Annotated in this window: 16 protein-coding genes; 8 read left to right on the forward strand and 8 right to left on the reverse strand. The window is 72.5% G+C overall.

Translation table 11 applies throughout. From position 1 onward, the window contains the following. Window positions 1–167 precede the first annotated feature (167 nt). Entirely contained in the window at window positions 168–1,412 is a 1,245-nt protein-coding gene (locus V6V89_RS27600; RefSeq protein WP_334622359.1) for an FAD-binding protein, read from the reverse strand. Window positions 1,413–1,464: 52 nt separating this feature from the next. On the opposite strand from V6V89_RS27600, the gene V6V89_RS27605 reads away from it, so the two are divergent. The 4 genes from V6V89_RS27605 (at window position 1,465) to V6V89_RS27620 (ending at window position 4,750) form a co-directional block, all read left to right on the forward strand. Continuing rightward, on the forward strand, window positions 1,465–1,839 hold the full coding sequence (locus V6V89_RS27605) for a tetratricopeptide repeat protein (RefSeq protein WP_334622360.1): 375 nt from the start codon (window positions 1,465–1,467) through the stop codon (window positions 1,837–1,839). Between the two features lie 59 nt (window positions 1,840–1,898). Next, on the forward strand, window positions 1,899–3,443 hold the full coding sequence (locus tag V6V89_RS27610; RefSeq protein WP_334622361.1) for an MFS transporter: 1,545 nt from the start codon (window positions 1,899–1,901) through the stop codon (window positions 3,441–3,443). 18 nt (window positions 3,444–3,461) lie between these two features. Next, window positions 3,462–4,535, forward strand: coding sequence for a LacI family DNA-binding transcriptional regulator (locus V6V89_RS27615; RefSeq protein ID WP_334622362.1), 1,074 nt, complete (start codon window positions 3,462–3,464; stop codon window positions 4,533–4,535). Window positions 4,536–4,618: 83 nt separating this feature from the next. Continuing rightward, complete coding sequence (locus V6V89_RS27620) at window positions 4,619–4,750, forward strand: hypothetical protein (RefSeq protein WP_334622363.1); 132 nt, start codon at window positions 4,619–4,621, stop codon at window positions 4,748–4,750. On the opposite strand, the gene V6V89_RS27625 is transcribed toward V6V89_RS27620, so the two are convergent. Next, complete coding sequence (locus tag V6V89_RS27625) at window positions 4,747–5,163, reverse strand: hypothetical protein (protein ID WP_334622364.1); 417 nt, start codon at window positions 5,161–5,163, stop codon at window positions 4,747–4,749. The two genes, V6V89_RS27620 and V6V89_RS27625, sit on opposite strands and share 4 nt — an antisense overlap. A gap of 23 nt (window positions 5,164–5,186) precedes the next feature. Next, window positions 5,187–7,121, reverse strand: a complete 1,935-nt coding sequence (locus tag V6V89_RS27630) for a hypothetical protein (protein ID WP_334622365.1) — start codon at window positions 7,119–7,121, stop codon at window positions 5,187–5,189. A gap of 95 nt (window positions 7,122–7,216) precedes the next feature. Here V6V89_RS27630 and V6V89_RS27635 point away from each other — a divergent pair, with 95 nt between their 5' ends. Then, the gene (locus V6V89_RS27635; protein WP_334622366.1) at window positions 7,217–7,789 is read left to right on the forward strand and encodes a helix-turn-helix domain-containing protein; all 573 of its coding nucleotides are present in this window, start codon (window positions 7,217–7,219) and stop codon (window positions 7,787–7,789) included. A 115-nt stretch (window positions 7,790–7,904) separates the two neighbouring features. On the opposite strand, the gene V6V89_RS27640 is transcribed toward V6V89_RS27635, so the two are convergent. Beyond that, entirely contained in the window at window positions 7,905–8,306 is a 402-nt protein-coding gene (locus V6V89_RS27640) for an OsmC family protein (protein WP_334622367.1), read from the reverse strand. A gap of 69 nt (window positions 8,307–8,375) precedes the next feature. On the opposite strand from V6V89_RS27640, the gene V6V89_RS27645 reads away from it, so the two are divergent. Next, complete coding sequence (locus tag V6V89_RS27645) at window positions 8,376–9,524, forward strand: saccharopine dehydrogenase family protein (protein WP_334622368.1); 1,149 nt, start codon at window positions 8,376–8,378, stop codon at window positions 9,522–9,524. A 10-nt stretch (window positions 9,525–9,534) separates the two neighbouring features. Next, window positions 9,535–10,038: a MarR family winged helix-turn-helix transcriptional regulator gene (locus V6V89_RS27650; RefSeq protein WP_334622369.1), complete on the forward strand. Its 504-nt coding sequence runs from the start codon at window positions 9,535–9,537 to the stop codon at window positions 10,036–10,038. On the opposite strand, the gene V6V89_RS27655 is transcribed toward V6V89_RS27650, so the two are convergent. The 4 genes from V6V89_RS27655 to V6V89_RS27670 form a co-directional block, all read right to left on the reverse strand. After that, complete coding sequence (locus tag V6V89_RS27655; protein WP_334622370.1) at window positions 10,002–11,354, reverse strand: MFS transporter; 1,353 nt, start codon at window positions 11,352–11,354, stop codon at window positions 10,002–10,004. The two genes, V6V89_RS27650 and V6V89_RS27655, sit on opposite strands and share 37 nt — an antisense overlap. Window positions 11,355–11,513: 159 nt before the next feature. Next, the gene (locus tag V6V89_RS27660) at window positions 11,514–11,975 is read right to left on the reverse strand and encodes a hypothetical protein (RefSeq protein ID WP_334622371.1); all 462 of its coding nucleotides are present in this window, start codon (window positions 11,973–11,975) and stop codon (window positions 11,514–11,516) included. Further along, the gene (locus V6V89_RS27665) at window positions 11,953–12,591 is read right to left on the reverse strand and encodes an RNA polymerase sigma factor (protein ID WP_334622372.1); all 639 of its coding nucleotides are present in this window, start codon (window positions 12,589–12,591) and stop codon (window positions 11,953–11,955) included. The genes V6V89_RS27660 and V6V89_RS27665 overlap by 23 nt, the downstream gene beginning before the upstream one ends. A 46-nt stretch (window positions 12,592–12,637) precedes the next feature. Further along, the gene (locus V6V89_RS27670; protein WP_334622373.1) at window positions 12,638–13,900 is read right to left on the reverse strand and encodes a S8/S53 family peptidase; all 1,263 of its coding nucleotides are present in this window, start codon (window positions 13,898–13,900) and stop codon (window positions 12,638–12,640) included. Between the two features lie 229 nt (window positions 13,901–14,129). Here V6V89_RS27670 and V6V89_RS27675 point away from each other — a divergent pair, with 229 nt between their 5' ends. Further along, window positions 14,130–16,664, forward strand: coding sequence for a CHAT domain-containing protein (locus V6V89_RS27675; RefSeq protein WP_334622374.1), 2,535 nt, complete (start codon window positions 14,130–14,132; stop codon window positions 16,662–16,664). Window positions 16,665–16,794: the final 130 nt, after the last annotated feature.

The raw sequence follows: 16,794 nt of genomic DNA on the forward strand, positions 1-16,794 counted from the left end.
GCATGGATCAAGGGCAAACGCACGCGGAAAAGAGATCCAACCACGTGCATTTGCCCTTGATCGGCGGGAAGAGGCGCGCGGGCGGGCGCGCAGGACGCGCGGGCGGGCGCGCAGGACGCGCAGGGCGCGCGGGCGGGCAGGGCGCGCGGGCGGGCAGGGCGCGCGGGCTAGGAGGGGAGGTGGTGCGATAGGAAAGGGTTGTGGAAGGTGGCGTTGGGGTCTAGGTGCCTTGCCAGTGCCGCGAAGTCGGAGAGGCGGGTGTAGCGGGCGGCGACCACCTCGGGGGCCATCGTGAAAAGCTTGCCCCAGTGGGGGCGGGCGTCGAAGGGGGCCAGAGCCGCCTCGATCTCCGCCAGCACCGGCAGGACCGCCTCTGTGTCCTTCACCCACGTGAAGTGGAACGCCACGGTGTCCCGGCGGTACGACGGGCTGAGCCACAGGTCGTCGGCCGCGATCGTGCGCACCTCGCTGATCTGGAGCACCGGCGCGATCCGGTCGCGGAGACCGTCGAGCGCCGCCAGGCCAGAAACGGCCTGGTCGCGTGGCACGAAGTACTCGGATTGCAGCTCTTCGCCGCTGCTCGGCGTGAACTCCAGCCGGAAGTGCGGGAGCCGGGCGTGCCACGGGCCGGGGGCGCCCATCTGTTCGGTGCAGTGCTCGGCCGACATGCCGGGCACGGGGTGGCGGGGGGCGTCGGCGAGCGTCGCGCCATGCCACCGTCTCGGGGGCGCGGGAGCGGGAGCGAGCTGCTTGACCCATACCTGGTTGAAGCGCGGCCCGGCCCAGTCGGTGAACAGGCTCACGCTGTATCCGCTGGTCATGATGGCGTCGAAGCCGTCGAGCGCGGCGGAGTACGGCAGGTCGTCGTACACGCACTGGGCCACGTCGAACGCCGGCCGCAACGCCAGCGTCAGGCTCGTCACCACGCCGAGTGCGCCCAGGCCCACCACGGCGGCCGGAAACAGCTCGTCGTCGCGGCCGATGGTGCGCAGTTCGCCATCGGCGGTGACCAGGTCGAGGGCGACCACGGCGGATGCCAGGGTGCCGTTGCCGACGCCGGAGCCGTGGGTGCCGGTGGCGCAGGCACCGGCGATGGAGATGTGCGGCAGCGAGCCCAGGTTGTGCAGGGCGTACCCGGCGGCGTGTAGCTGAGGCACCACCTCGCCGTACCGGAGCCCGGGTGAGACGGTGACGGTGCCGTGCACCTCATCAAGGGAGATCACGGGTGGCAGGTCGGCGAGCGAGACCAGGTACCCGGTGGTGTCCGCGATGTGGTTGAACGAGTGTCCGCTGCCCAGTATCCGGAGTTTGTCGGCGCCCGCGACCAGCTCGCGCAGCTCGGCGACGGACGCCGGGCGGTGCAGCTGACGCGCCGAAAAGGTGACATTGCCAGCCCAGTTCGTGATCACCACGCCCGCCAGCCTAGGGCCCGTACCGTAGACGGGACCACCGGAGGGAGTGCAGATGGACCTCAGCGCCGAGTACGAGCGTGCGAAGTTCTACGTGGCGCTCGGCAAGCCGACCGAGGCCGCGCGCATCCTGGAGCCGGTCGCGGCGGCGGAGCCCCGCAACTCGGAGGTGCGGCTGGAGCTGGCCATGGCGTATTTCGCGTCGGCGCAGCTCACGCACGCCGAGCGCGAACTGCGGGTGCTCATCGAGCGCGATCCGAGCGACGCATACGCCCACCATCTGCTCGGCCGCACCCTGGAACGGCAGAACCGCCTGACCGAGGCCCTCGGCCATCTGCGGATCGCGGCGGCGATGTCGACGGTGCCCGAGTACGCCGAGGCGGCCCGCCGGGTCGCGGAGCGGCTTGGACGGCGCCGACCGGGCGTGTAGAGACTCCACGGCCCGCTCCGACCTTTGGGTGAAGACCCAACCTGGAAGGGGACGGACCGATGGACGACAAGGCCGGGCGTAGGGAGTGGATCGGGCTGGCGGTGCTCGCCCTGCCCTCACTGCTTGTCTCGATCGACATTTTCGTACTGCTGCTGGCTCTCCCGCGGCTGAGCGCCGACCTGTCCGCCAGCGGCACCGAGCAGCTGTGGATCCTCGACTCGTACGGGTTCCTGCTGTCCGGGTTCCTGATCACGATGGGCACGCTGGGCGACCGGATCGGGCGCCGCAAGCTGCTGCTGGTCGGTGCGGCGGCGTTCGGCGCCGCGTCGGTGCTGGCCGCCTACGCGACCAGTCCGGCGATGCTGATCGCGTCCCGCGCACTGCTGGGCGTGGCCGGGGCGACGCTGACCCCGTCGACGCTGGCGCTGATCACCAACATGTTCCGCAACCCGAAGGAGCGGCCGGTCGCGATCGGCGTCTGGCTGATGTCGCTGATGGGCGGCATCGCGCTGGGCCCGGTCGTGGGCGGGGCGCTGCTGGAGCACTTCTGGTGGGGCTCGGTGTTCCTGCTTGGCGTGCCCGCCATGGTGCTGCTCCTGGTGCTGGGGCCGGTGCTGCTGCCGGAGTACAAGGCGCCGCGCGCCGGGCGTATCGACCTCGCGAGCGTCGCGCTGTCGCTGGCCGCGATCCTGCCCGCGGTCTGGGGTCTGAAGGAGCTGGCCCGAAACGGCCTGACCACCGCGCCGCTCGCCGCGCTCGCGGCAGGCACGGCCGTGGGCTTTGCGTTCGTACGCCGGCAGGTGCGGCTGCCCGATCCGCTGCTGGACGTGCGGCTGTTCGCCGATCGGGCGTTTACCGCGGCGCTGGTATGCATGCTGGTCAACACGATGCTGCCGGGCGCCACGATGGTGCTGATCACGCAGTACCTCCAGCTCGTCGAGGGGCTGTCGCCGCTGCGGGCTGGGCTGTGGCTGCTGCCGACCGTGGCGGCCGCGATCGCCACGCTGCAGGTGTCGCCGCTGCTGGCCCGCCGGGTGCCGCCCGCGCGGCTGATCGCTGGCGGGCTGGTGGTGTCGGCGAGCGGGCTGGTCCTGTTGACCCGGACGCCCTCGTCGGATGGGCTGGCGTACGTGGTGACGGGGCTCGCCCTGATCAACCTGGGTGCCGGGCCGCTGCTCACCCTCGGCACCAACCTCGTCGTGGGCGCGGCACCACCTGAGAAGGCCGGCTCGGCGGCGTCGATCTCGCAGACCAGCAACGAGTTCGGGTTCGCGCTGGGCATCGCCACGATGGGTACCCTCGCGACCGCTGTCTACCGTTCGCGGGTCGACGCGCCGGACGGCGTACCGGCGATGGCGCGTGACACGCTGGCCGGCGCCTCCGCCGCGGCGGCCAACCTGCCCACCCAGGTCGGGACCGCCCTTCTGGAGTCCGCGCGGGCCGCCTTCACGGCCGGGCTCGCGACGGTGGCCGGGATCAGCGCCGCGCTGGTCCTCGGCACCGCGGTGCTGATCCTGGTCGCGATGCGGCATGTGCGCCCGGTGGGTGCCGCGCAGCCGTCGCCGGAGATGCCGGCCGGCGAGCCCGTAGAGAACGTTGTCTAAGCGGCCTACGATCCAGCAGTGGCCCGACGTTCGAGCGAAGACACCGGCAATCACCGCATGACGGTGAAAGACGTTGCCGCGCGCGCCGGGGTCTCCCCCGCGACCGTCTCCCGGGTGCTCGCCGGGGACTACCCGGTCAGCGCGGCGACCCGGGCCCGCGTGCAGCGCGCCGTGCGCGAGCTCGACTACGTGGTGAACGCCCAGGCCCGCGCTCTCAAGGGCGCGGGCTCGCGGATGGTGGCGTTCGTGATGGACGACGTCACCGGCCCTTCGTTCGCGTTTGTGGCCAAGGGCGTCGAGCAGCAGGCCACCGCCGAGGGGCGGCTGTGCCTGATCTGCACGACGCACGGCGACCCGACCCGCGAGCTCGCGGTGGTCGAGGCGATGCGCGAGCAGCGCGCCGACGCGGTGATCCTGGTGGGCAGCGGCTACCTGGGCGCCGAGTACCAGGAGCGGATGATCCACTTCGCGCACGCGCTGGACAAGGCGGGCTCGCGGCTGGTGCTGTGCGGCCGACCCCCGCTCGGCGAGGGCGTGCCGACCACGGTCGTCGAGTACGACAACGAGGGCGGGGCGTACGCGATCACCAGTCACCTGCTGTCGCACGGCCACCGCCGGATCGTGTACCTGGGCAACGTCCGGGTCGACCACACCACCAGCCGCGACCGCATAAAGGGCTTCACCCGGGCGCACGAGGCGTACGGCGTACCGCTGGATCCGGCCCTGGTCGTGCCCGGCGAGTACAGCCAGGCCTTCGGGCACGCGGGCACTCGCAAGCTGCTCGCGGACGGTGTGCGCTTCACGGCGGTCTTCGCCGCCACCGATATGGTCGCGGCCGGCGTGCTGCTAGCCCTCCGCGAGGCGGGGGTCCGGGTGCCGGAGGACGTGTCGGTCGTCGGGTACGACGACATCCCGCTGGCGACCAACGTGGTGCCCGCCCTGACCACGGTGCGGGTGCCGACCGAGGAGCTGGGCCGCACGGCCGTCCGGCTGGCCCTTCACCCCGACGAGCCGCAGCACGTCGTGTTGGGAACGCATATCGTGGTGCGCGATTCCGTGGCGGCCGTGGTGCCCGCACGCACGATCGGGTGATCCGTCCGCCTCGCCCCGGTACGAGGTACACGATCGGGGTGAGGTGGTGACATGAACCAACCCGCCTCGTCAACGGGGCGCCCGTGGGCGACTCGCCGCGGCAGCTGGCGAACGGCGACCACATCGGAGTGGGCGACGTGACGCTGGTCTTCCGGTTCACGGCCGAGATGCAGGACGAGGCGTTCGCCTGGCTGGACGCCGCCCTGGACTGTTAGGGCCACTGCGGACCGGCCGCCAGGCGGCGGTCGAGCAGCGTACGCAGCGGGATCGACTCGCCGTCGCGACCGCCCTCGCCGACCACCAGGCGCGGCTGGTGGGGCGCGACGTGCGCGCCCGCCAGCCGGGCGCGCAGGCTCGCGGGCACGGTGAGCAGGTACAGCTCACCGTCCGTGCCGACCGCCAGCGAGCGGTCCGCCTTGAGATACCAGCCGCGCAGGGCCGTGCGATAGCGGCCGCCGCCCTGGTACGGCCGCGCGGTGAGCCGCGTCGCGGGCAGCGCGCGCTCTTTCGCGGTCCGCACGAATCCGGCGATCAGCTCGTGCGCGGCGGCCGCTTCGTTCGCTTTACGCCGCTCCTCGGCAGCAGCGTGCCCTTCGACGGCCCGCCGCCGCGCTTCCGCCCACTCCACCAGCCGAGGCTACCGCGCGCCCATCAGCCGGTTACGGTTATGCGGTCCAGGCGGGGCGTCCAGTCCGCGGGGTTGTGGAAGTAGACGCTGTTGGCGCCGGCGCGCAGGTCGAGTTGGAACGTCGCCGACGACACCGTGTCCCAGCGGCCCGCGCGGAACGTCCACGCCTGCGACTGACCGTTGTTGAGCCGCACGTACGCGGTGCGCTGCCTCGCGTCGACGTAGTACACCGTGACCGCGTACCTGCGAGCCGTCGGCGCGTTCACGGTGAACTCGATCGCGCCACGCTCGACGTACCCGTATGGGTTGCTGCCGGTGCCGAGCTTGTGCACGATGCGACCACCGGACGAGCCGGGCATCGTCATGGCCTCGGTCGCACCGACGAAGCGAGCCGCCTCCGCCTCGTACGAGGTGGTGACCGGCGGACGGGCCGAGGGCGTGGGCGCCGCGGCAGTGGTCAGTACCGGAGCCGGCATCCGGTCAGGCGCGACGGCGCGGCCGGGTGGCGTGAAGCCGCTCGCGGGAGGCGTGCCCGGGACGGTCGTGACCGCTGCCGGCGACGGCTCGGGCGCGGCGGTCGTGGCGGCTGGCCCCGGATCGTGCACGGGAGCGGCGGAGCGGGTGGCCTGGTTGGCGACCACCGCTACGACCACCAACATGACGGCCACCAGTGCGACGAGGATCGCCTGCCGGGACAGGCCCGCCGGCCGGAACCGCCGCCCCCGATAGGTGAGGGCCGACGTGGTGTCGGCGATGTGGCTCGCCAGGCCACGCATCGAGGCCGCGCCGCCCGTGCCGGCCGCGTCCGCCTGGACGGCGAGGCGAGCCAGCCTGCTGCGGACGCCGGCGATGGCGGAGCCACCGAGGCTGGTCATGGCCCGCAGGCCCGGTGCCGCGCCGCGGTGGCCCGCACCCGGCCCGCTTGAGGTAGCCATCGCGCCGCTCCTGGCGGCGCGCGAGCCGGCGGCTAGGGAATCCGGGCCAGGGACGGGAGATTGGGAGTCGGCGGCGACCGTGTCCGCCCCGCCCATCGCCAGGTCGCCCCAGCTCGCCGTCGAGTTGCGGCGGCCGGTGAAGCGGCGTGCGCCGGCCGAGCCGCGCGCGGCAGCCGGGTCGCGTATGGCGGGCGCGGTGGCGACCGCGTCGCGCGGTCGGCCGAAGGCGGGCGCGTTTCGCCGCCGGGTGGAGGAGTCCAGGCGCGATGCGGGCGCCGAGGACCGGGGCGGTGCGGACGCGCGCGACGCGGATATGGCGGGTGCGGGGACGAGCCCGAGGGAGCCGAGCAGCGGCGGGGCGGGCTCCAGTTCCGTGGCGCATCGCGCGCACTCCGCCACGTGAGCGGCGAGGCGATCGCGGCGGTGGGGCTCGGGGCGACGGGCCGCACCGCCGGCCAGCAGCGCCAGGTCTGCGCACACCGGGTCGGCCGCGAGCGCCGCCACGACCTGGCGCGCGGCGTCGAGGCGGGGCGCCATCCGGCGTACTCGAGCATCCGCGTCGGAGGGTGAGTCACCGGACGCGGCCGCGACCTCGGCGGACGTCAGCTCGCCGGTTTCGGCGAGCCACCAGAGCGCGAGCGTGTCCCGGTCGTGCGGCGCCAGCCACCGCAGTGCCTCGACCAGGTGCCGCGCCTGCCCGGTCAGCCCCAAAGCGGCGACGGCGGTAGCGGAAAAGTCTGGGCCGTCAGGCCCGGTCGCGCCGGGACGGCGGGTCGAGCGGACCTGGCGCCGCGCCTGCGTCACGAACCAGGCGCGTACCTGCTCCTCGCCGGGCACGGTGTGCCGGAGCCGCGCGGCCAGCGCCGTGAGCGCCCGGTCGACGTCGGAGTGCTCGACGAGGCCGCAGCCGACGATGTGGTGCACCACCGTCCAGTGGCGTTCCAGGAGTTCGTCGAGCGCGCGTCCGTTTCCGGCACGCGCCAAACCGGCCAGCCAGGTGTCCCGCCCGTCACGCACTGTCATGATCCCCCCGCACATGAAAACCGCTCATTGAATAGGCGTCGGCGGGGCTCAAAATGAAACACCACTATAGTGAAAAGACACGTACCATAGCGGATGTGCTCAATCTTCCCGAGCTTGGCGGACGGATCCAGGCGCTGCGGACAGAGCGCGGGATGACGCTCCAAGAGCTCGCCGACCGGTCGAAAGTCAGCGTGAGCATGCTTTCCTCGGTCGAACGGGCGCTGAAGGCACCCACGGTAGTGGTGCTCGACCGGATCGCCGACGGGCTGGGAGTGTCGCTAACCCGACTGCTCGCCGACCCCATTCCAGACCGCGTCGTCGTCAGGCGGGCCGATCGGCAGGACACGGCGGCGTACCCGAGCGGCTGGCACCGCACGATCCTGTCGCCGGTGGTGCCCGGTGTGAACTTCGAGCTGATCCGGGTCACCCTGCCCGCCGGGTGCGACGCCGGCGACTTTCCCGCATACGCGGCGGGGTCGCACGAGTACATCGCGGTGGAGTCGGGCGAGGTGCGGGTGACCGTCGGCGACCAGGCGATCGACCTGGCGGCCGGCGACTCGCTGTACTTCGCGGCCGACGTGGCGCACGGATACGCCAACCGCAGCGGCGAGCCGGCCACCTACTACGTCGCCGCCCTGGTCATGCGATCGCGCGAGCAGATTACGTAATTTCACGGAGGCGGGCGCGGGGCACCCTCCGTCACAATGAGGGCACCTTTGGTCGTCGTCCACCCCCGTGGCGACACAGGGGAGTCGCCGCCGGTCTGGCCACCGGCGGCGACTGTCAACTCGCCTTCGTGTCGACCGGCGTGCCGCTCTCGATCGTGCGGGAGACGGTGCAGAGGCGGTCGTGCGACATCTTCGCCGCGCGCGGCAGCATCTCCCGGGCCGCGTCGCCGGCCTCGCCCTCTCCAAACGCCACGCTCAGCTCCACGACGAGGTTGACCAGGCGATTTCCGCCGCTCTCATCGCGCACCTTGTCGGCCGTCACCCGCACCTCGAACCGCTCCGGCTCGGCGCGCTTGCTCGTGATGTGGTCGACGTCGGCGCCGGTGCACCCGCCGAGCGCGGCGAGCAGCAGCTCGACCGGCGTGAAGTCGGGGCCGTCGCTGGAGCCGATGGTCAGGGTGCCGCCGCGGGCGTTCCGCACCTCGTACCGGCCAAGGCTCGTGCGTTCGATCGTCACGGATCGCAGGGTTTCGCCACTCATGACCATGAAACTACCGCCGAACCCGCCGGCGTCTACCCTTCGGTAATGGCTGAGCGGGAGTTCGACGTGGTGCTCTTCGGAGCGACCGGGTTCACCGGCACACTGGTCGCCGAGTATCTGGCGGAGCACCGGCCGGCCGGTACCCGATGGGCGGTTGCGGGCCGCGACGGCGCGCGGTTGCGCGCGCTGCGCGACAGCGTCGGTGAGGCCGAGGTCATCGAGGCCGACGTGAGCGACGACGCCGCCATGCGGCGGCTCGCGGAGTCGGCCCGCGTGGTGATCACGACCGTCGGCCCTTATATCCGGTACGGCGAGCCGCTGGTCGCCGCCTGTGCCGCCGCCGGCACCGACTATGTCGACCTGACCGGCGAGCCCGAGTTCGTCGACCGGATGTACCTGGCCCACCACGCGACCGCCGAGCGCACCGGCGCCCGGATCGTGCACGCCTGCGGCTTCGACGCGATCCCCGCCGACCTGGGTGCGCACTACACGGTGCAGCAGCTGCCCGAGGGCGTGCCGATCCGGATGCGCGGCTACCTGACCGCGAGCGGCCGGCCGTCCGGCGGCACGTTCGACACCGTGCTGACGAACTTCGCGCGCTCCGGCCAGGCGGCACAGGCGCACCGGGAGCGGCGCCGGCAGGAGCCGTCCGACCGGTCCCGCCGGGTGCGCGGGGAGCCTGGGCGTCCCGGGTACGACAAGGCGATTGGCCGGTGGGTGCTGCCACTGCCCACGATCGACCCGCAGATCGTGGTGCGCTCGGCGCGGGCGCTGCCCCGCTACGGTCCGGACTTCTCGTACGGGCACTTCGCGGCCCTGCGGAACCCGCTGGTGGCGGGCGGCATCGCGGTCGGCGCGGCCGGTGCCATGGTGCTGGCCAAGGTCGGGCCGACCCGGCGCGCGCTGCGGCGGCTCCTTCCGGCCGGCTCGGGGCCGAGCCCGGAGCGGCGGGCGCGGTCGTGGTTCCGGGTCCGGTTCGTGGCCGAGGGTGGTGGCCAGCGGGTGGTCACCGAGGTGACCGGTGGCGACCCGGGGTACGGCCAGACGTCCAAGATGCTCGCCGAGTCCGCCCTGTGCCTGGCGCACGACCCGCTCCCGGAGACCGCCGGCCAGGTCACCACGGCCGTGGCGATGGGCGACGCGCTACGCGCCCGCCTGTCGAACGCCGGAATGACCTTCCGCGTGGTCGAGTAGCTTGACGGGCGTGACGGACGAGCTGGACGGCAGCCACTGGCGGCCGCTGCGCGTGCTGCTGGAGGCGATCGACCGCGACATCGCCGCCCTGTACGAGGAGGCCGGTCTCGATGAGGTGCGCACCCGCTTCGTCGGCCCGCTCATCCAGTTGGGCCGGCACGGCCCGCTGACCATCCGCGAGCTCGCCACCCGCGTCGAGGTGACCCACTCGGCGATGAGCCAGACGGTCGCCGCGATGCGCGCGGCGGGGCTGGTCGAGAGCGCCTCCGGGCCCGACGGGCGGACCCGGCTGGTGCAGCCGAGCACGCGCGGGCGCGAGGTGCTGCCCTTCCTGGAAGCGGAGTGGCGCGCCACCGAGGCGACGGTCCGCGAGTTGGACGCCGCGCTCCCGTACCCCTTGACTCGCGTGGTCGCGGACCTGGAGGCCCTCCTCCGCGACCGCTCGTTCGCCGATCGCCTCCGCGCCCACCTGGCGCGTCACACCGAGGTCGGGACCGGGGCTGGCACGGGCTGAGCGATGTCGTCGCCCTCGCGGCGGGCCCAGCGGCCGGCGACGACCGCGTACCAGGCGCCCAGCACGGCCATCCCGATCGCCACGCTCACGACCGCGAAGGGCGAGTGACCGTTGGCGGGCAGTATGAGCGCCGCGATGAACATGCCGGCCACGTAGGTCAGGTTGAAAGTGGTGTCGTTGACCGCGAACACCCGGCCCCGGTACTCGTCTGCGCACTCGTGCTGGATCGCGGTGTCCACCACGATCTTCATGCCCTGCGACGCGATGTTGACGAAGTACACCGCCACGACGAGCAGCACCTCGGTGAACGGAAGCGCGAACGCCAGCAGCGCGACCGCGAGCCCGAGCAGCAGCACGCTGACCCACCGCCAGCCACCGATCCGGCGGGTGACCGGCGGCGTGACCAGGGCGGCCGTGACCACGCCGGCGCTCGCGGCGGCGACCACGAACACCAGGCCGGTGATCGAGTCCTGCACGTCGTTGTCGGTGACGAAGTAGTTGCGGTGCAGCAGGAGCATCGCGAGCGTCAGCACCCCGAAGAACACCCGGAACCCCGACTTGGCGGCCATGGCGTACGCGGCGCCGCGGCGGCGGCCGAGGTGTCGCAGCCCGTCGCCCATCCCCCGGGCCACCGCTGCCAGGGCCGACCCCATCGAGGTCTTGCACTCGCGCTCGACGTGGTCGGGCCCGAGCTCGTCGACCCGGAACGAGCGCCGCGCGAGGACGGCGGAGGTCACATACCCGATGGGCGCGACGGCCGCGAGGACCGCGTACCCGCCGTCGCCGACCGAGACCGTGGAGTGGACCAGGAACGCGGCGAGGCCCAGCCCGGACGAGAAGCAGATCGAGCCGAGCGTGCCGGCGAGCGAGTTGGCGGTGACCAGCCGGCGGTCTTCGACCACGTGCGGGACGGCTGCGGACAATCCGGACAGAAGGAACCTGTTCAAGCCGATGACCGCGAACGCGCAGACGATGAACCCGAGGCCCTCGCCGCCCGCGTTGATGAAAAGCGCCGTGGGTATGACCAGCACGGCGCGGAGAAGGTTGGTGCGGACGACGACCTGGCGACGACTCCACCGGTCGAGAAAGACCCCGACGTACGGACCGATCAGCGAGTACGGCGCCACGAGCAGCGCGGAGCCGATCGCGATGCCGAGCGCGCTGGTGTGCCGGTCGGGGTTGAACAGCACGCTGCCGGCAAGCGCAGCCTGGAACAGCCCGTCGGCAAACTGGCTGGTCAGACGCGTTCCGAGCAGCCGCCGGAACCCACGCACCGCGAGTACCGCGCGCAGGTTGTGTGTGTCCCGGGACGCCATGACGGTCAAGCGTAGGCGGGCTCTCCGGGAACCGGATGCCTTTGTCGCCGTTCTAGTGTTTTATCCATTTTGCGGACCGCTCACAGCGTCCGCCACGGCCGCCGCTGTGTCTGCTGCCCTCGCTTCGCCCGGCTCCTTCGCGCGCCTTGGGAGCAGTCACTAAGCGGTGATCCACTCAGTCGCGATACGCCCGCCCCGCAGCGTGCACTCGATCCGGATCGGACCTCGCCGCCGCGCCGGAAAGGCGAAACATCCCACTTCGTCGGCCGTGGTGGTCTCCGCATCGGCCCCAGAAGCCGTCACCAGCCGCACCTCACCCGCCTCGGGCGGCACGAGCTGCCCCTCGATGCCGGCCTCGCTGACCTCGATCTCGACGTTGACCGGCCCTCGCCCGAAGACGAGGGTGCGGGGCGTGCCATGCAGGGGCCCGCGCACCAGAACGCTCTGGTCGAGGTCGGAGTCGTAGAGCAGCGACGCCAACTCCACGTCGGCGTCGGCCGTCCGCCACCGAAACGCCGCGCGCGCCGCCGCCACGACATGCTGCTCCTCCGGGTGAGGAAGCAGCGCCTCGCGAAGAGCGCGCATAAGCTCGTCGTCGTCATTCCAGTTCCGCGAGGGCATGCCGGGCACCTCCTGTCTTCGCGGCCTTCCCGTTCGCCCGGAGATACGCCTGGACGGCTCGCGTCTCGCGCAACTTCTCCAGCGTGCGGATACGGGTAGGGCCGATGCTGCCGATCGGCATGCCGAGAATCCGGCTGATCTCGGCGTACGGGCACGGCGGGTCGGAGACGAGCAGCGCGAGGAACCGGCGCTGCTCGTCAGTCAACTCCGCGAGGCCGGCGAGGAGCACCTGACGCTGCTCGGCCGCCAGCAGGTCTTGGTCGATGTCGTCCGCCCCGGAGCTGAGCTGCGACATGGTCGCCGGGTCGGTCAACACGCTTCGACTGTTGAGGCGCAGGTGGCGCTGGCACTCGTGGCGGGTCGTGGTGACCAGCCAGCCGGGCAGCGCCGCGGGCTCGCGGATCTTCGGCAGGTGCTCGATGAGGTGCAGCCAGACCAGCTGGCTGACGTCCTGGGCATCGGTGGTCGACAGGCGGAAGCGCCGGATGACCGTGGCGACGAGCCCGGCGTGCCGGCGAACCAGCTCGTTCCAGGCCGTCTCGTCGCCGGCGACGCTGGCCCTGACGAGCGAGGCCAGGTCGTCGGAAATCGGACGCCGGACGACATCACTTCCCACGACATCCTCCCTTCGCCGGAGGACCCGGAAGACCAGGCGGACGGCCTCAGCGTACGCCCTCCAGGATCTGCATCGCGCTGCCGAAACCCGGAATGGGCTGACCCCGGCTGGCGAGCAGAGCGACCGCCTGGCGCGGCGTCGTCCCCGGAATCTCGCGGCAGATCCGGACGAGCGCGCCGGCGACCTGCGGTGCCGCGAAAGAGGTTCCGCTCCACAAGGCCCACGCGTCATTCCCGAACTCCTCCGGCTCCCGGTCGAACACCGGCGACTCCTGGCCGGTGACAAATGTCGATCGGACACCCTCGGCGACTGTCGAGAATTGGACATCGCCGTGGCTCGACCACTGCGCCGGGGACAGGTCAGCTTTCAGGCCCGCCACCGCCTCGACGCCGGGAAGCGCCGCCGGCCAGCACGGCGCGTCGTCGCCGAAGTTGCCGGCCGCCGCGATCATCACAACCGCGCCGCCGGAGTCCTGCGCGATGTACTCCGCTGCGGCCGCCAGCGCGGGCGGTGGCTCGTCGTCCGCGGTCCGCATGCCCAGCGACAGGTTTATGACCTGGGCGCCGTCCTCGTACGCCCGCAGCAGCGCGTCGGCGATCATGTCGTCGGACGCGAAGCCGTCGCTGTCGGCCGCCTTGTAGACCCGCACGTCGGCGCCCGGAACGACCCGCTGCACGATGCCGCTCACGAACGTGCCGTGCCCGGCCTGGAAGTCGAGGAACCCGTCTGGCCCGGCAGGCAGCACGTCGAGCTGGTCGATGTCGCTGCCGGCGCGCGGCACGTCGTTGAGCCACCCATCGCTCCGCTGCGCCATCGGGATGCCGGTGTCGATCACCGCCACCCGCGGTCCGGCCGCGCCACTTGGCGCCGTGTACGTCTCGCTGTACTCGATCGGCTCGGGGCCGCCGATCCCCTTGCCCACCGCGGCCATCGTGGCGACGTAGTTGGTCCAGCCCTGCGTGCCCTTGCGGGAGCACTCTTCGATGGCACGCTCCACAGTCGGCAGCAGCGCTGTGCCGTGGCGCAACCGGCACAGCCCGCCGCGTCGCTCGGCCACGTCGTCGAAGCCGCGCGACTTCATGACGTCGAGCAGCGCGCGCGCTTCGACGGTGTCGGAGCGCATCACGAGCTCGCCGCGGGCGACCAGGCTCTCGCGGCCGCGTTCTCGCTGGCGTACCTCGATCTGTGGAAGATCACGCCGCCCACTACGCCGTCCACGTAGGATACCCAGCAGCTCAGCGCCTCGCGGCGAACCAATCGAGTTGAGCTCGGACACCTGACGCGCGACGATCCGACGCAGCTCTGGCACGCGGTTCCCATAGGATTCCGAATAGTCACCTTTGAAGGCGTACCCTGCAGGCCCGTCCGTCAAGTTCATGTCATCACCCGGCTTCTCTCATGTGCGACAGCGGAAGTTTGATCCGTTGACCGAAACAGAGACTCCAAGAGACCTCGTGATACACGCTAAGCGTGTACACGAGGGTGTCGTAGCGGATCCGCGCCGGTACCACCCGGTCGCGGCGGCTCTGGTCACCCGCATGAGGCGGGCGGGAGCGCCCGAGGCGCTGGCGCTCGCGCTGCGGGCGTTGGCGTGGGCCGAGCGGGCCAAGCTCGCCGACGCGGCCGCCAAGCGGCTGCTCGACGAGGCGGCCCGGATCGCGCGCCGGCACCGCCTCGACCACACACTCGCCGACGTGCTGATGAGCCGCGCGGCGGTCAACCAGGAGCTGGGCGCGATGGGCGCCGCGCAGCGAGACCTGGACGCCGCCGGGCCCCTGGTCGCGCCGGACCGCGAGGTGGAGCTGGCGTTCCAGCGGGCGGTGCTGCACCAGAACATCGGCCGGCTCGCCGACGCGGCCACCACCTACCGCGAACTGCTAGCCCGGGCCGACACCCCGGAGCGGGTCAAGGTGATCGCGGGCAACAACCTGGCCATGATCGAGGCGCAGCACGGCCGGCACAGTGAGGCGCTGCGACGCCTCGACGACGCCGGACGGCGCGCCGAGCGGGTCGGGCCGGCGCTGGTCGCGATGGTGCTGGAGACGCGGGCGTGGGCCACGGTGCAGTCCGGGCGGCTGGCCGAAGGGCTTCGCCTTTTCGACGAGGCCGGCCGGGCGCACGAGGCCGCCGGCCTGCCGCTGGGCGAGCACTATGTCGAGTACGCGGACGCGCTGATCGACCTGCGGCTGCTGCCCGAGGCGGGTGCCGCCGCCCGTACCGCCGCAGAGGTGTTCCGCCGCAACGGGGTGCCGCTGATGGGTGCCGAGGCCGAGCTGCGGGTGGCCCAGCTGGCGATGCTGGCCGGCAACCCCGAGGAGGCCGAGCAGGCGTCCCGGCTGGCCGCCGACAGCTTCGGCCGGCAGGGACGGGGCCTGTGGCGGGCGCGGGCCGCGCTGGTGTCGGCCGAGGCGCGGCTGCGCACCGGCACCGCGTCGGCCGCAGACCTGCGCGAGGCGCGCCGGGTGGCCCGCACGATGGAGACCAGGGGCACCTGGTCGGCGGCGGTCGATGCGTACACGGTCGCCGGCCGGATCGCCGCGCACCTGGAACGGATCCGCGACGCCGTCGCCGCGCTGCGGCGGGCGGCGGAGCTGGCCCGGCGCAGCCCGGTCCTGGTGCGGCTGCGCGGTGCCGTGGCGGCGGCGCTGGCGGCCCGGCTGTCCGGCCAGGACGACGAGGTCCTCTGGCACTGCCGGCGCGGCCTCGGCGACCTCGCGCGGCACCGGGCCGCGCTGCCGTCCGTGGAGCTGCGGGCGCTGGCGTCCGGGCACGGCGCCGAGCTGGGCCAGTTCGGCCTCGAAGTGGTCGTGCGCGAAGGTGCGGCCCACCGCGTCCTGGAGTGGATGGAGCGCACCCGCGCCGCCGCCCTGCTGGCCGCCGAGCCGGCGGGGCCGGCCGGCACGGCCGACGTGCAGGACGACCTGGAGGCGCTGCGCGCGGTGAGCGCGGAGCTGGAGGCGGCGCCCGCGCAGCAGTCGGAACGCAGCGGTGCCGCACCGCTGATCGCGCGGCAGCTCGCCCTGGAACACCGCATCCGCCGCGCCACCTGGCATCGGCCCGCACGGGCCGAGAGGTCCGCGGCCGGGGCCACCGCGGGCCTGCGCGAGCTGCTCGACGGGCGGGTGCTGATCGAGTACGGGTTGCTCGGCGACCGGCTGCTCGCGGTGGTGGTCGAGGCCCGGCCCAGCAGGCGGAGCCGGATGGTCGAGCTCGGACCGGCCGGCCCGGCCCTCGAACAGCTCAAGACGCTGTACTTCGCGCTGCGCCGGCTGACCCAGGACAGGCCACCGCAGTCCCTGGCCGCCGCCCGCCTGAGCGCCGAGTCACGGATCACCAGCCTGCGCGGACTGCTGATCGAGCCGCTGGGCGTCAAACCCGACGCCGAGCTCGTCGTGGTACCGGTCGGCGACCTGCACGGCGTGCCCTGGGCGGCGCTGCACGACGGCCCGGTCTCCCTCGCCCCATCGGCACGGTTCTGGACGAGGGCGCGGGAGTCCGCCCTGCGCCGCCCGCCCGGCGAGTCGGTGGTGCTGGTCGAGGGCCCGCACCTGACCGGGGCGACCGCCGAGGTGCAGCGCCTGCACGCGATGTACCCGCACGCCACCGTCGTCACCCCACCGCACAGCACCGCCGAGGCCGTCATCCGCCTGCTCGACGGCGCCGACCTGGTACACCTGGCCTGCCACGGCCGGCTACGCGCCGACAACCCCCTCTTCTCCTCGCTCGTACTGGCCGACGGGCCGCTGACCATGCAGGAACTGGAGGCCCGCGGCGCGGCACCACACCGGCTCGTGCTCGCCTCCTGCGAATCCGGCGCCGACGCCACATACGCCGGCGACGAGGTGCTCGGCTTCGTCAGCGCCCTGCTCGCCCGCGGCACCGCCGGCATCGTCGCGAGCGCCGCCGCGGTGCCGGACGTGGCCGCCATCGACCTCATGTGCGGCCTGCACGAGCACCTGAACAAGGGGCGCACGCTCGCGCACGCCCTCTTCGAGGCGCGCGAGTCGCTCGACCGCGACGACCCCGGCGCGTACGTCAGCTGGTGCACGTTCGGCGCACATGGAGCAGCCTGATTATTGACGTAGGTACATGTTTCCCCTACGTTGACGGGCACGGCAAGCGCTTTCCCGCCCTCCCGCTTGGTGGTGGTCCGATGAAACGTCTCAAGCCGATCTTCGCGTGGACGGGCAAGGGGAAACCACC

The organism is Micromonospora sp. CPCC 206061 (assembly GCF_036906915.1).
In the GTDB taxonomy this organism is placed as follows: Bacteria; Actinomycetota; Actinomycetes; order Mycobacteriales; family Micromonosporaceae; genus Phytohabitans.